The organism is Alteribacter salitolerans, assembly GCF_016901055.1.
In the GTDB taxonomy this organism is placed as follows: Bacteria; Bacillota; Bacilli; order Bacillales; family Salisediminibacteriaceae; genus Alteribacter; species Alteribacter keqinensis.
In genome coordinates this window covers 108,660-122,705 of sequence record NZ_JAFEUX010000001.1, presented here as the reverse complement: position 1 = coordinate 122,705, position 14,046 = coordinate 108,660, and the positions used below count along the sequence as shown (strand labels likewise).

The window sequence follows — 14,046 nt, the reverse complement described above, 5'->3', positions numbered from 1 at the left end:
AGTTTTTCTTAGGTGAAGAAGAACTATACATAAAGGGAGAATCTTTAACAGTGCCATGCGCCGTTCACACTCAGGATATGGCCGCTTACATAAGCAGCACCGGGGGACGCCAGGTAGGATACGGCTTCAGCTACTTCTTCAGGCGTTCCCGGGCGCCCGGCCGGAATATCCTCCACAAGTGCTGCAGACTCTTCTTGTGTGAGGCCATCGTTCATCGCTGTGCTGATCAGACCGGGAGCCACGCCGTTAACCTGTATGCCGGAAGGCCCCAGTTCTTTTGCCAGTGCTTTAACGTATGAATTGAGTCCGCCTTTAATCATGGAGTACAGCACCTCACAGGAAGCACCTGTCAGTCCCCAGACGGAGGAAATGACAATGATTTTTCCTGACTTTCGGCTCAGCATGCCCGGCAAAAATGCATTTGTGATCTGATAGGGGGCAATAAGACCAAGCTGCAGTGCCTGTTCCAAGTCCTTTTGGCCAAAGTCCTGAACAAGGCCGGTATAGCTTTTCCCGCTGTTGTGGACAATGACGTCAGGCGTTCCCCGTACTTTTTCCGAAATGTCCCTCAAAGATTCAGGTTCGGTCAGGTCTCCCTGGATAAGTACAGGCTCGCTCCCCCCGGCCAGCACAGCCCGCTCAGCTGTTTTCAAAGCTCCTTCTTTATTCCTGTTATAGTGAAGTACAAGGGAATACCCTTTTTGGGCAAGCGTCACCGCAATCGCCTGGCCAATTGCTCCGCTTGCCCCGGTTACAAATGCTAAAGGCACATCAGCTGTCCCCTTTTGGCTTGACAAGACACTTGCTGTACTGGGTATCCGTTTTAAAATGTTCGGCCATGGCTGCATTTAAATCCTCAATTGTAATAGACTCCAGTGTAGGGATCACATCAAACAGGTTCATATCATTAAATTGATAACGGGTAAACTGGTTGGCAATATATTCAGGAGAATTAAGGGACTTCAGGAAGTAGCCGATTTTTTTCTTTCTGATGCTTTCCATCGTCTCTTCATGCAGCTCACGTTTCACGAATTCCTCCACCATGGATTTGATCCGATCTGACAGTTCATCGGGTTTTGATGTATCCCCGCCGATAACAGAAAATCCAAAGCCAAGCTCTCCCGAATAATCAAAGGAGAAGGTGTCATCAATCAGGCCTTCTTCGTACAGTGTTTCATAATTCTCCGAGCTTGGACCGAACATCATTTCAAGAAGAATGTTTATGGAAAGCTCATGCTTTAATAAAGCCTCTCCCTGACGGTCAGGAGAACGGTCCTTAAAGCCAACGAGGCATTTACCCGTTTTCACGTTCATGGCAATTTCCTGTGACGCTTGATCAACCTCAGGAGGCTCAGCTTCAAAGAACCGGTCAATTTTTTCAGGCTTGGAAAACTCTTTAGCAGCCTGATTTTCTTTTACAAGCTTCATCATTTCTTCAGGATCTACATTGCCTACGATAAAAAGAAGCATGTTGTTCGGATGGTAAAACGTCTCATAGCACGTGTAGAGGAGGTCTTTTGTGACCTCATTGATTGATTCAATGGTTCCGGCAATATCAATTTTCACCGGGTGGTATTCATACAGATTACTGATCAGGCCAAAATAGCCGCGCCAGTCAGGATTATCATCGTACATTTTGATTTCCTGTCCGATAATTCCTTTTTCCTTTTCCACACTCTCTTCGGTAAAGTATGGCTTCTGCACAAAGTCCAACAGGGTTTTCAGGTTTTGCTCCACACTCGAGGTGCTTGAGAACAAATAGGCTGTCCTGGTAAAGCTCGTAAATGCATTGGCGGATGCCCCTTGTTTACTGAAGAGCTGAAATACATCTCCGTCTTCATCTTCAAAAAGCTTGTGCTCAAGGAAGTGGGCAATGCCGTCAGGAACTTTTAGTGCATCTTTTTTACCCAGAGGGATGAAATGGTTGTCAATGGAGCCGTACTTTGTTGTAAACGTGGCGAAGGACTTATTAAACCCTGCCTTCGGAAGAATATAAACGTCCAGTCCATTATCAAGCTGTTCGTAATAAAGCGTTTCATTGAGCTGGTCAAAAGTCTGTTTATTCACCGGAATCATCCTCCGTTCCTTTTAGGAAGTAAATAGTATCGAGTTCAATTTTCTCTGCCACCGAAACGACATCTTCCTTTGTTACTTTTTCAATGCCCGGGATCCATTCATCAAGTTCCCGCTTTTTCTCTCCAAGTTCGTTATGATACATCAGCTCAACGAGTCCTCTGGGTGCATCCATTGTTTCAAGAAGCTGGTTTTTAAGGACTGCTTTTGTCTGTTCGAGCTGTGCATCATCGAAGTCTCCGTTCTTCATCGCTTCCATCTGCTCACGGATGATTCTTACGGCTTTGTCATAGTTGGACGTTTCAATCCCGCTCATGACCATTAAAAGACCTTTATGGCTTTCTACCCTGGATGCTGCATAATACGCAAGGCTTGCCTTTTCACGGACGTTAATGAAAAGTTTGGAATGGGAAAATCCGCCGAACAGCCCGTTAAACAATTGAAGTGCAAAATATTCGTCATCCTGATACGTAATATTTGTACGGTAACCAAGGTGAAGCTTCCCTTGTTTGAGATCCTGCTGTTCGATGATTTCATTTTCCTCTGTGGTGCGGGTTTTTTCTTTTTCAGCAGAGGATGTTGTCTGGTCTTTACGCTCGGGAAAAGCAAGATGCGCCTGGACGAGCTTTTTAATCTCATCCACTTCCACATCTCCCACTACATAGAGGTCCAGAACGTCTTCTTGCATAATTTTTTTATAATAATCATAAAGGGCAGCAGGCGTAATTTCATCAAGTTCACCGGCATTGCCGTAGACAAACAGCCCGTAAGGTTCATCTTTGCACATTTCCTCGTTCAGCCTCATGTTGGCGTAACGGATTTTATCATCGTATACGCTTTCAATACGCTGCTTTAAGTTTCTTTTCTCGCTTGTCAGTATGCTGTCTTTAAACCCGCCATCTTCAACGAGGGGATTTGCAACAACCGATGTCATCATTTTAAACGCTTCTTCCAGAAGAGGCGTATTATCTTTTAAATAGCGCTCATTAGCGACTTCAAGTCTGAAGGAAATAAGATGGTTTTCACCTTTTTTATTCACATCTCCTGTAAGGGACGCCCCGTACAATTCATCAAGGGATTGGCGGATTTTCTGCCTTGTAGGATAGTCTTTTGATCCGCTTTGCATAACAAGGGGAAGTAAGGCTCGTTTCGTGTGATCTTCCTTCGTGAGAGGAGCCCGGATATGTAACACAAGCGTATTTGTTTTATACGTTTTTGACTGAATTACATGGACACATACAGGGCCTTCTGTAAACTGATTGACATTTACTGCTTCCATTTGAAACCCTCCTTTAATTTCCGTTGCATATAAGTCCTTTATGCTTCTTTATTAGGATACCTTTCTTTTTCCTTTATACACTGATTGTAGCGAAAAAGACATCGCTTATGCAAAATATTCCACTCAATTAAAGCATGAAAAAAAAGAACGCAGAATAATCGGATATTCCGGCGTTCTTTCATCAGCTTATACACGTTTTCTAATAACATGAAATTTAAACTTATCAGCTCTGAAGTAGTTAATGGAATAGAGAACAGGCGTCTCCTGCAGATTGAAATGCATCTGCTTCAGTGTTAAAAGTGACGTTTCCGGTTCACATTCAAGGATCTCAGATACTTTCTCGTGAAACCCGACCGGCTCGATTTGTGTATGAGCATAACTGATTGACGTACCCGAGGATTCAAGCTGGTTAAAAATCGACTCTTCCTTATGGGAAACATAATCAGGCAGCAGCCTTTTCGGAAGCTTGTCCAGGCAGTAGACAACCGGTTTCCCGTCAGCAGTACGAACACGCTCGATTACGATGATCTCCTTAAGATTAAGATCGTTAAATCTGACGCAGTCATCTTCTGATGCCGGCTGCACAGTTGAAGATAAAAAGATGGTGCCGGGCTCCATGTTGCTTGTTTTAATCATATCGGTTACACTGTTGAGCTCTTCAATACCCGAGGTGAACAGCGGTTTCGAATTTACGAAAGTTCCCACTCCGTGTCTTCTTATAATTACGCTTTCATCTTCAAGCATTCTTAATGCTTCTCTTAATGTAGCCCGGCTTACACCAAGCTGTTTGGACAGGCCGAACTCTGATGGCAGTCTCTCCCCTGGTTCGTAATGACCTTTGTCAATGTCGTCTTTTATCCGGTCAATGACCTGCAAATAAAGCGGCCGATGGTCGGACTTAATCATAAATCCACTCCCCTTACACCCATATATCTCTCTTTTTTCGCAGAACAGAAATCACTAAATTAACTTTATCACGAAACCTGGAATTACACTAGCATTTTTAAAAGCGCTTTCCGCGGTGGTGACGGCGAGCTGCCAAGAGGTTTATGCCTGTTTCTTCCACGCTACGCAGATATGTACGTCGAAGCACCTCGCAGCTTATTCGTGGTGTAACTGCTCGTTGCTCCTTGCAGGAGGGTCGTGCACTCGCGAAACGGGATAAAAAAAGCTGCTTTATCAAAGGGGGACTCCCTCTGAATAAAACAGCCTTTCTCCTAACCGTTTGACACCTGGTCGTCCTGTCCTTTAGCGACGAGTACTTCCCTCGGCTTGCTTCCTTCGTAGGGTCCCACTACACCGCGGACCTCCATTTCATCAATAAGTCGGGCGGCTCTCGTGTAACCGATACGAAAGCGCCTTTGAAGCATGGATACCGAAGCGGTCTGCATTTCTGTGATGAGCTGGACTGCTTCATCATACAGATCATCCTCAACGGCCCCATGGGATTCCTGCTCCCCTTCCTGAGGAATCATTTCTTCTGCGTACTGTGCCTTCTGCTGTTCAATACAGAAGTTTACAATCCGCTCAACTTCATCATCACTTAGGAAAGCACCTTGTATTCTTGTAGGTTTGGATGCTCCCACAGGAATGAACAGCATGTCTCCCCGTCCGAGAAGCTTTTCTGCACCGTTCATATCCAGGATTGTTCTGGAGTCAGTCTGACTGGATACCCCAAAAGCAATTCTGGATGGTATGTTTGCTTTGATTACACCTGTAATAACATCCACAGACGGTCGCTGTGTGGCAATAATCAAGTGAATACCTGCAGCCCGGGCCATCTGGGCAAGACGTGTAATGGAGTCTTCCACGTCTGAAGAGGCGACCATCATAAGGTCTGCAAGCTCATCGACGATAACGACGATAAACGGCAGGTACGGATGGTGATCCTCTTCAGGCCTCTTCGCATTTTCTCTTTTCATGTAGGCATTGTACCCTTCAATGTTCCTTGTACCTGAATCTGCAAAAAGTTCATAGCGTCTTTCCATTTCAGATACAACTTTTTTAAGGGCCTGTGATGCTTTTTTCGGGTCCGTCACTACCGGTGAAAGAAGATGTGGTATGCCGTTGTATACATTCAGCTCAACCATTTTCGGGTCGATCATCATCAGCTTTACTTCGTGGGGCTTGCTTCGCATCAGAATACTTACGACGATTCCGTTTATACATACACTTTTCCCGCTTCCTGTTGCCCCTGCAACAAGAAGGTGGGGCATTTTATTGAGCTCTGCAATAACGGCTTCCCCTGATATGTTACGGCCAAGACCGATAGCGAGAGGGTTATCGGAATCAAGCATCTGTTTTGCTTCAAGCACTTCTTTCAGGGTCACCAGAGACACTTCCTGATTTGGAACTTCAATCCCGATTGCTGATTTTCCCGGAATCGGCGCTTCAATACGGATATCCTTGGCAGCCAGTGCCAGAGCAAGGTCATCACTAAGGTTTACGATCTTGCTTACTTTTACACCGGCAGACGGGTACACTTCGTATTTCGTCACCGACGGACCGAGATGAACTTCTGTGACTCTTGCTTTTACTCCGAAGCTTTCAAGAGTCTGCTCCAGCTTCCGGGCATTTTTCGAAAGAAGGTGATGCTCTTTCGTCTGATTTGTCTTTTTCGGATTGTTTAAAAGCCCGCTGTCCGGGAGCTCATAGTTTTCGTTCTCTCTTGAGATGACCGCAAGAGAAGCAGTAGGAACAGGAACCGCTTCTTCTTCCTCTTCATCAGGTATGGGCTTTTTAGCCTGCGGGTCTTCACTTGAAGGAGTCTTTGAAGAAAGAGGTGCTGTACCTTCGGAAGAGTCCTGCAGCCCTGATCCGTCTTCGTACGCTTTTGTTGAAAAGTCGTAAATAATCGGCTCTTCCTCCGGTTGATCGCTGCCTGAAGATACAGGTTCGGGAGCAATGGACGTTTGAGGGGCTTCGGGCTTTTTACCGGCTTTTTTCTTTTCCTCTGCTTCCTGTTTTAACGCTTTTCGTCTCTCGTTTACCGCCTCTTTCATGGAATGAAAGCTCTCAATGAGCCAGGCTCCGAGAGAAGTGAACATTTTTTTCAGAGAATCGATTACCCTGTCTGTACCCTTTTTAAGTACATCTGTAACCGACCGCCCTGTAATCAGTATGATGGCTGCAATAATCAGACCGATTGAAAAAGCGATGGTTCCGCCGGATGCAAACAAAAAGTGGGTCATACTGAAACCCAGAGCTCCGACCATCCCCCCGCCAAGGCTTTCAATGGCTGCATCACCGCTGAGCTGCATCATAAAGAGATAGTACGTATTCATAATAACAGAACGGTCTGTAAACGCTTCGGCTTCGGCGAGGGCTTCAAACAACCGTACGTGGGTAAGTAAAGCGATGGCAAAAACCAATACGTACATACCGGTCATTCGTCTCGTCCAGAACGTGGGCCATTTTCGTTTGATCATAAAATAAAAGGATAGAAGAAGAAGCCCGATCGTCAGAATCGTATGCCAGTCTCCAAGAACAAACCTGAACAGCTGGACGATGCCTTCTCCGGCAAATCCGAGCCGCGCAAATGCCACGGTGGATATGACAAGGAGAAAAACACCTGCAAGTTCGTATGTGAGCTGGGATTTCCATTTTTGTTTTTTTCGTTTTCTTTTTGTCATTTACAACACCTCAACTTATGTAAAGGCTCTCTTCATGTACTATTCGAGAACCTTGTATGAAAAGCCTTTGTCTTATTTTGTCAGCCTTTCTCCGCAATCTTTGCAGGAGAAGTGCTGTTATTCTAAAACTCCCACAAAGAAAACAAGCAGCCATACGATTGGCTGCCTGTCGAACGCTTGTTTTCATTTTATCATACCCTTACTGGTGAAGGAAGGGAGCATTGGCCTCATTTTCCTCTTATTCCAACCCTCCGTTAAGGTTTCCCGGATCGAGGAGACTTCCCGGCTGGTAATGACTGTGGAGGTACATGTTCGGATCGGTACTTAATAAACGTACTACCCGGTACTTCCCGGGACCTTCGGAAGCATTTACCGCTTCTACGACTAGAGAGCCGCCTGCTACAGGAATCGTCTGTTGCTTGGTGAACTCATCTTCACTTGCCGGGAAGATGAGGTTCTGTGCCTGGTACGTATACAGAATCATTGTACGACATCCCCTTCTGTCTGGGGTTTTGCATCATCAATGAGCTCATTAAGTTTTTTGATCGCCATCCCGATCCCGCCCACTTCATTAATCATTCCATATCGGACGGCATCTTCACCGATAACGTTTGTTCCGATATCACGGGTGAGGTTGCCTTTTGAAAGCATAAGGTCTTTGAATTTTTCTTCAGAAATCTCCGAGTTCCGGGTTACAAAGCTGATGACTCTGTCCTGCATTTTATCAAGGTATTCAAACGTTTGAGGCACACCGATCACCAGCCCTGTGAGCCTAACGGGGTGAATGGTCATGGTGGCGGTTTCTGCAATAAAGCTGTAGTCAGCTGCTACTGCAATCGGGACGCCGATGGAATGCCCTCCCCCGAGTACAAGGGTAACGGTTGGCTTGGAAAGAGAAGAGATCATTTCAGCAAGGGCAAGCCCCGCTTCTACATCTCCCCCGACCGTATTCAGGATAACGAGCAGTCCTTCAATCTTTTTATTTTGTTCTGCGGCCACAAGTTGTGGAATAACGTGTTCATACTTCGTTGTTTTATTCTGGGGCGGCAGCTGCATATGCCCTTCAATCTGACCCACAATGGTGAGGACGTGAATATTGGATTCTTCCATTTTAGGGACGTTCGTCGTTCCAAGCTGCTGTATTTTATCCAGAATCCCGTCCTTCCCTTTACCGCCCTCCTGAGGCTGGTTTGGGGCAGGGTTTGGCTGATCGTTCTGATAATAGTGGTTCATCGGCAGTTTCCTCCTCAATAAGACTCTACACGTAGTATGGAGAGATCCTTCCTGTTTCATTCCGGGATATAAAAAGAAAAAGAGGCTGTGACAGACGTGTTTTGGTCAACGAGAATTCGTACGAATAAAATGCGGTGCAAATAAATTGCTTCTGAAATATACTTCGCTTTCCGCGGGATACTGGTGAACTCGTGCTACGCAAAACCACTGAAAAAGTCCATTTTCTTTTAAAACAGGCTCTGTTAAAGGTAGATGTTGATTTTCGCTCCTTTGCCTCCCTTTCCGCAGCGGCGCCGGTGAGACTTCAGGAGGTTTATGCCTTGCTTCTTCCTCTACCGGTAACGCTACGCAGATATATGCGTCGAAGCAACCCGCAGCTTATTCGTGGTGTAACTGCTCGTTGCTCTTGCAGGAGCCAAATCGCTGCAATCAACGACTTTTTAAATCAACAATGACACATCATAATAAACTTAGCCTCCTACCCACTGTGGGGTCTTACCTTTGCTTTTCATCCCACAGGAGTCTGCGTATATTTCATCCGCTTTGTTATGGCATTGTTCGGATGCTCAGCTAAATGTTCCAATCACTTTCTTAAGCAACGACGAGGAAAGCCGCTGGCCTGCACGAGTGGGTTTCTCGTGCAGGGCCAGCGGCGGGATCCATTGCCAAACCACTTATAAACTTTTGAGACAACTTCTTTTACTTTGAATCCATGATGATCGGCATCACCATCGGACGTCTCTTCGTTTTATCAAAAAGGAACTTCCCTAAAGCATCACGTATACTGCTCTTAATCTGAGACCATTCCATAATCCGCTGCTCGCTGCAATGGGCAATGGTTTTCGTCACAAGGGACTCGGCTTCCTTGATCAAGTCTTCAGACTCCCGTACATAGACAAATCCCCGGGAGATAATATTAGGTCCTGCAATACACTCGTTGGATTTATTCAACGTTATCACGACTACGAGAATACCGTCTTTGGAGAGGAGGCGCCGGTCTCTCAGAACGATGTTTCCAACATCACCGACTCCTAGTCCGTCAATCAGTACATTACCGGCAGGGATTTTTCCGGACTTCTTTCCCTGGCGTTTTTCAAATTCGACACACTCCCCTTTTTCAAGAAGAAAGATGTTTTCCTGTTCAACCTTACAGCTTTTCGCGAGCATCCCGTGGGCATACTGCATCCTGAACTCACCGTGAACCGGGATAAAATGACGGGGTTTTATCAGGTTAAGCATAAGCTTGAGTTCTTCTTGATACCCATGTCCGCTTGCATGGACAGAATCTTTTCCATACACCACATCAGCCCCTGAACGGTGTAGAAGATCAATTGTCCTGGAGATGGATTTTTCATTTCCGGGAGAAGGTGCTGCGGAAATAATGACACGGTCTGAATCCTTTATTTTTATCTGCTTGTGCGTTTTTTGTGCCATCTGGGACAAAGCACTTAAAGGCTCGCTTTTACTTCCTGTTGTAAGGATAACAAGTTTATCGTCCGCATAGTTTCCAGCATCATCAGGATCAATAATCAAATCCGGCGGAAAAGTCAGGTAGTCCTCTTTTGAAGCAACATCAATAACCTGTTTCATTGTGCTTCCCACCGGCACGACTTTCCGGCCGGTACGGTCTGCTGCATCAAGTGCCTGCTGAATTCGGTCTATGTTTGTGGAAAATGCAGCTATAATCATTCTTCCCGGCGCTTCGTAAAAGGCGTCGTTTAAGCGCTGGCTCACTTTTGTTTCACTCAAGCTCACACCAGGTTTTTCAGCATTCATACTGTCTGACATCAGACAGAGAACCCCTTTTTCCCCGAGGGCTGCCAGTTTGCCAATCTCTGTTTCACGTCCATCGACCGGTGTCGGATCGAGTTTGAAATCACCAGTGTAGACAATCGGCCCCTGTGACGTATGAATACAGATGCCCAGGGCACCCGGGATACTGTGTGTGACGTGGAAAAAAGTGAGCGGCGTATTGCCCACTCTGATTTTCGATTCAGCATGAATTTCTTTGGTGTCTGGTTCGGGACAGCCTTTTAAATCTTTGCAGAGCTGTTTTACAAATGCGAGAGTCAGTCTCGTTCCATATACGGGCACATTCAATTCTTTTACGAGATAAGGAATGGCCCCGATGTGATCTTCATGGCCATGGGATAGAACAATTCCTTTCACACGGTCTTTGTTTTCAGTCAGAAATGAAAAATCAGGAATCACAAGATCGACTCCGAGCATATCATCTTCAGGAAACATCAGTCCTCCGTCAATAACGATTATTTCCTCATCGAGTTCCACTACATACATATTTTTTCCGATTTCTCCAATGCCACCGAGGGCAGCTATACGAATCTTTTCTGTTTGTTTCGACAATGTCGGTATCCTCCTATATTTATTTGGCACGTCCCGGTTACTGTCTGTAGTATAACGCACTTCGTTTTTCCATGACAAGAAGGGCAGGGAAAAAGAGGGAAATTATACATGTCAAACGAAAACCCCCGGGCCGATGTTCACGGAGTCCCGGGGGTTTTCGTACTGTTTTTCAGCTTTCTTCGATCATCAGCCTTATTTCATTAAATCGTATTAAGCACGTCGCTTAATTTGTGACGCTCATCGGATGTTAATGGAATCAGGGGCAGTCGTACGCCTCCTGTATCCAGTCCTTTTAGCTGAAGAGCTGTTTTTACCGGTACGGGATTTGGTGCTGCAAACAATCCGTTCATTACCGGCAGAAGCTTTTGATGAAGCTTGCTTGCCTCTTTGTGCTTACCGTTCAGGTGAGCGTTAATCATCTCCTGCATTTCATTTCCAAGTACATGAGAAGCAACACTTACTACCCCGTCGCCTCCAATGCTCATGATTGGGAGAGTCAGTCCGTCATCACCGGAGTATACAGTAAAATCTTCCGGCGTTTTGTAAATGATGTCCGTAATCTGATCCAGATCTCCGCTTGCTTCTTTTACACTGACGATGTTGTCTATTTTTGAGAGCTCAACGACCGTATCTGTATGCATACTCGTCCCGGTTCGTCCAGGTACGTTGTACAGCATAACCGGAAGTTTGGTTTTCTCGGCAATTGTTTTAAAGTGCTCAAACATTCCCTGTTGTGAAGGCTTATTGTAGTAAGGAGTGACGAGCATCACTGCGTCCACACCAGTCTGTTCCGCTCTTTTTGTAAATTCAACTGTCTGAAACGTATTGTTCGATCCGGTTCCGGCAATGATTTTCACACGGCCGCCGGCTACTTTAACGGCGTGCTCAAACAAGGCAAGCTTCTCTTCCTGGGACAACGTAGGAGATTCTCCTGTAGTGCCTGCGACAACAAGTCCATCAGACCCGTTGGCAATCAGGTGCTCAATAACCTTGGTTGTTTTATTAAAATCAATGTTCCCCTTTGAGTCAAACGGGGTGACCATTGCTGTCACAATGTGTCCGAAATTCATGTTGGCTCAACTCCTATTGATGATCTTAAACGTGTCCTAAAAATATTTCGTGCAGTGCGTTGACTGCAGCTGTCATGTCTTCTTCTTTTACCAGCACCCATATTGTAGTATGAGAGTCAGCTGATTGCAAAATCTGAATGTTCTTCATGGATAACGCTTCTACAATTTTGGATGTTACACCAGGCACTCCTGTCATACCGGCTCCGACAGCACTTACTTTCGCACAGTTTCTTTGTGCTTCCGGTTTGAAGCCGAGTTCTGTCAGGACGTGAATGGCCCGGTCGGCCACTTCATCCTTTACTGTATAAGCGACACCCATCGGCTGAATGCTGATAAAATCCACGCTGATATTTTCATTTGCCATTGCTTTAAATACTTTTGCCTGAAGGTCGTATTCCCCTTCCCGGGCCGCTACTTTTATCTGTGTTACGTTGTTTACATGGGCGATGCCTGTAATCGTCCGCTCTTCCACGTCCTGGCCGAGAGCTTTTGCAGTAGAAGTGGTAATCAGTGTTCCTTCTCCGTCCGAAAAGGTAGACCGGATACGAATCGGTACTTTCGCCTGCATGGCAATTTCCACTGCACGGGGGTGAATCACCTTCGCACCCTGATAGGCCATATTGCAGATTTCGTTATACGTTACAACACCGAGAGGCTTGGCTTTATCCACTACCCGCGGATCCGCTGTCATGACCCCTTCTACATCTGTAAAGATATCAACCACTTCTGCTTTCAGGGCTGCACCAAGAGCCGTAGCAGACGTATCTGAACCTCCACGGCCGAGGGTGGCTGTTGTCCCTTTCGGCGTGAGCCCTTGGAAACCGGTAACCACAACGACGTCAGCCTCATCGAGTGCAGCTGTCAGCTCTTCCGTTTTCATCTCTGTGATTTTGCCGTTCGTATAGTCTTCTGTTACGCGAAAGCCTGCCTGGGCACCTGTAAGGGCCAGTGCCTTAACCCCTTTTTCATTTAGGAACTGAGAGAAGACAACGGCTGATATTACCTCGCCGCAGGAGGCCAGAAGATCAAGCTCTCTTTTAGAAACGTTGGCATTTACACTTCCCCCGACGAGATTTAACAGTGTATCTGTCGCATAGGGATCGCCTGAGCGTCCCATAGCGGAAACAACGACTACAATCTTGCCTCCAGGCTTGAGTGCTTTTATAACATGATTTGCAGCCATTTCTCTCATTTCAGCTGTCTTAAGAGAAGAACCGCCGAATTTCTGTACAATAATGTTCATTGCCCACCTCGATCTTTACTTGAGTAATCCTTTTTTAACAAGCGCCTGGGCTATTTGAACACTGTTCAGTGCAGCCCCTTTGAGAAGGTTGTCAGAAACAATCCAGCAATGGAAACCTTTATCGTTATCAAGGTCTTTACGGATCCGGCCGACAAACACATCATCTTTTCCTGCAGCATCGACTGCCATCGGATACAGCTGCTCTTTCGGGTCGTCCATAAGTGTGACACCTTCAGCTTTATCCAAAACAGAAAAGATATCTTCTGTTGAAATACCTTCTTTACTTATTTCAAAGAACACACTTTCGCTGTGTCCTGTTTCGATTGGAAGACGTACACATGTGGCAGCCACATGAAGGCTGTTATCTCCTGTGATTTTCTTCGTTTCATTGATCATCTTCATTTCTTCAAACGTATATCCGTTGTCCTGGAATAAGTCAATTTGCGGAATGGCATTATAAGCGATCTGATAATGCTTTTTATCACCTGAAACCGGCAGAAGGCTGGCTTCTGTCTGTTTACCTTCAATCACATCTTTTGACTGGGAATACATTTCATCAATCGCATCTGCACCTGCACCGCTTACAGCCTGGTAGGTGCTTACGATGATCTTTTCAAGCCCGAATGCTTCTCTGATCGGCTCCAGGGCCGCTACCATTTGGATGGTCGAACAGTTCGGGTTGCTGATAATGCCGTTATGATCATCAAGGTGGTGAGGGTTTACTTCAGGTACGACGAGAGGGACCTCAGGATCCATACGGAACGCACTTGTATTATCTACTACGATAGCTCCCCGCTTCACTGCTTCCGGTGCGAGGCTCCTGGAAACCGAACCGCCTGCGCTGAAAAGAGCCAGATCAATGCCCTCAAAGGATTCGGGGGTCGCTTCCTTCACTTCAACTTCCTCACCTCGAAAGACCACTTTCGTTCCGGCAGAGCGTTTAGAGGACAGGGGAAGGATTGATTTCACCGGAAAATTAAGACGCTCAAGCGTCTTTAACATTTCTTTTCCTACAGCTCCTGTTGCACCGACTACTGCTACATTAAAATTATTTTTGTTTACCATTTTCATTTCTCCTCTCTCTATATCAATCAAATTTACTTGCCTGTTTACTCAAGGTTTATGGCTATGTATTATTACATACCCTCACCT

11 protein-coding genes are annotated in these 14,046 nt (G+C 45.9%); all 11 read right to left on the bottom strand.

Annotation, left to right across the window (positions count from 1 at the left end; all coding sequences use genetic code 11):
- Positions 1-44: 44 nt before the first annotated feature.
- The 11 genes from ymfI to asd all read right to left on the bottom strand — a co-directional run bounded on the left by ymfI (position 45) and on the right by asd (position 13,959).
- Complete coding sequence (gene ymfI / locus JSY36_RS00605; RefSeq protein ID WP_336511414.1) at positions 45-770, bottom strand: elongation factor P 5-aminopentanone reductase; 726 nt, start codon at positions 768-770, stop codon at positions 45-47.
- 1 nt (position 771) lies between these two features.
- The gene (gene yfmH, locus JSY36_RS00600) at positions 772-2,067 is read right to left on the bottom strand and encodes an EF-P 5-aminopentanol modification-associated protein YfmH (protein ID WP_122897047.1); all 1,296 of its coding nucleotides are present in this window, start codon (positions 2,065-2,067) and stop codon (positions 772-774) included.
- Positions 2,060-3,352, bottom strand: coding sequence for an EF-P 5-aminopentanol modification-associated protein YfmF (gene yfmF / locus JSY36_RS00595; RefSeq protein ID WP_205164820.1), 1,293 nt, complete (start codon positions 3,350-3,352; stop codon positions 2,060-2,062). The genes yfmH and yfmF overlap by 8 nt, the downstream gene beginning before the upstream one ends.
- Positions 3,353-3,538: 186 nt before the next feature.
- On the bottom strand, positions 3,539-4,258 hold the full coding sequence (locus JSY36_RS00590) for a GntR family transcriptional regulator (protein WP_122897049.1): 720 nt from the start codon (positions 4,256-4,258) through the stop codon (positions 3,539-3,541).
- A 311-nt stretch (positions 4,259-4,569) separates the two neighbouring features.
- Positions 4,570-6,984 carry a DNA translocase FtsK gene (locus JSY36_RS00585; protein WP_205164819.1) on the bottom strand — a complete coding sequence of 805 codons (2,415 nt, stop codon included), beginning with the start codon at positions 6,982-6,984 and terminating at the stop codon, positions 4,570-4,572.
- 238 nt (positions 6,985-7,222) lie between these two features.
- A complete protein-coding gene (locus JSY36_RS00580) occupies positions 7,223-7,468 on the bottom strand; it encodes a YlzJ-like family protein (protein WP_205164818.1) in 246 nt (81 codons plus the stop codon).
- Positions 7,465-8,217, bottom strand: coding sequence for a ClpP family protease (locus tag JSY36_RS00575; RefSeq protein WP_122897052.1), 753 nt, complete (start codon positions 8,215-8,217; stop codon positions 7,465-7,467). The genes JSY36_RS00580 and JSY36_RS00575 overlap by 4 nt, the downstream gene beginning before the upstream one ends.
- 699 nt (positions 8,218-8,916) lie before the next feature.
- The gene (locus JSY36_RS00570) at positions 8,917-10,581 is read right to left on the bottom strand and encodes a ribonuclease J (RefSeq protein ID WP_122897053.1); all 1,665 of its coding nucleotides are present in this window, start codon (positions 10,579-10,581) and stop codon (positions 8,917-8,919) included.
- 200 nt (positions 10,582-10,781) lie between these two features.
- Positions 10,782-11,651 carry a 4-hydroxy-tetrahydrodipicolinate synthase gene (gene dapA, locus JSY36_RS00565; protein WP_205164817.1) on the bottom strand — a complete coding sequence of 290 codons (870 nt, stop codon included), beginning with the start codon at positions 11,649-11,651 and terminating at the stop codon, positions 10,782-10,784.
- Positions 11,652-11,676: 25 nt separating this feature from the next.
- Positions 11,677-12,894, bottom strand: a complete 1,218-nt coding sequence (gene dapG, locus JSY36_RS00560; RefSeq protein WP_205164816.1) for an aspartate kinase — start codon at positions 12,892-12,894, stop codon at positions 11,677-11,679.
- A gap of 15 nt (positions 12,895-12,909) precedes the next feature.
- Positions 12,910-13,959 (bottom strand): aspartate-semialdehyde dehydrogenase, encoded by a 1,050-nt coding sequence (gene asd / locus JSY36_RS00555; protein ID WP_205164815.1) that lies wholly within the window; start codon positions 13,957-13,959, stop codon positions 12,910-12,912.
- Between the last annotated feature and the right edge of the window lie 87 nt (positions 13,960-14,046).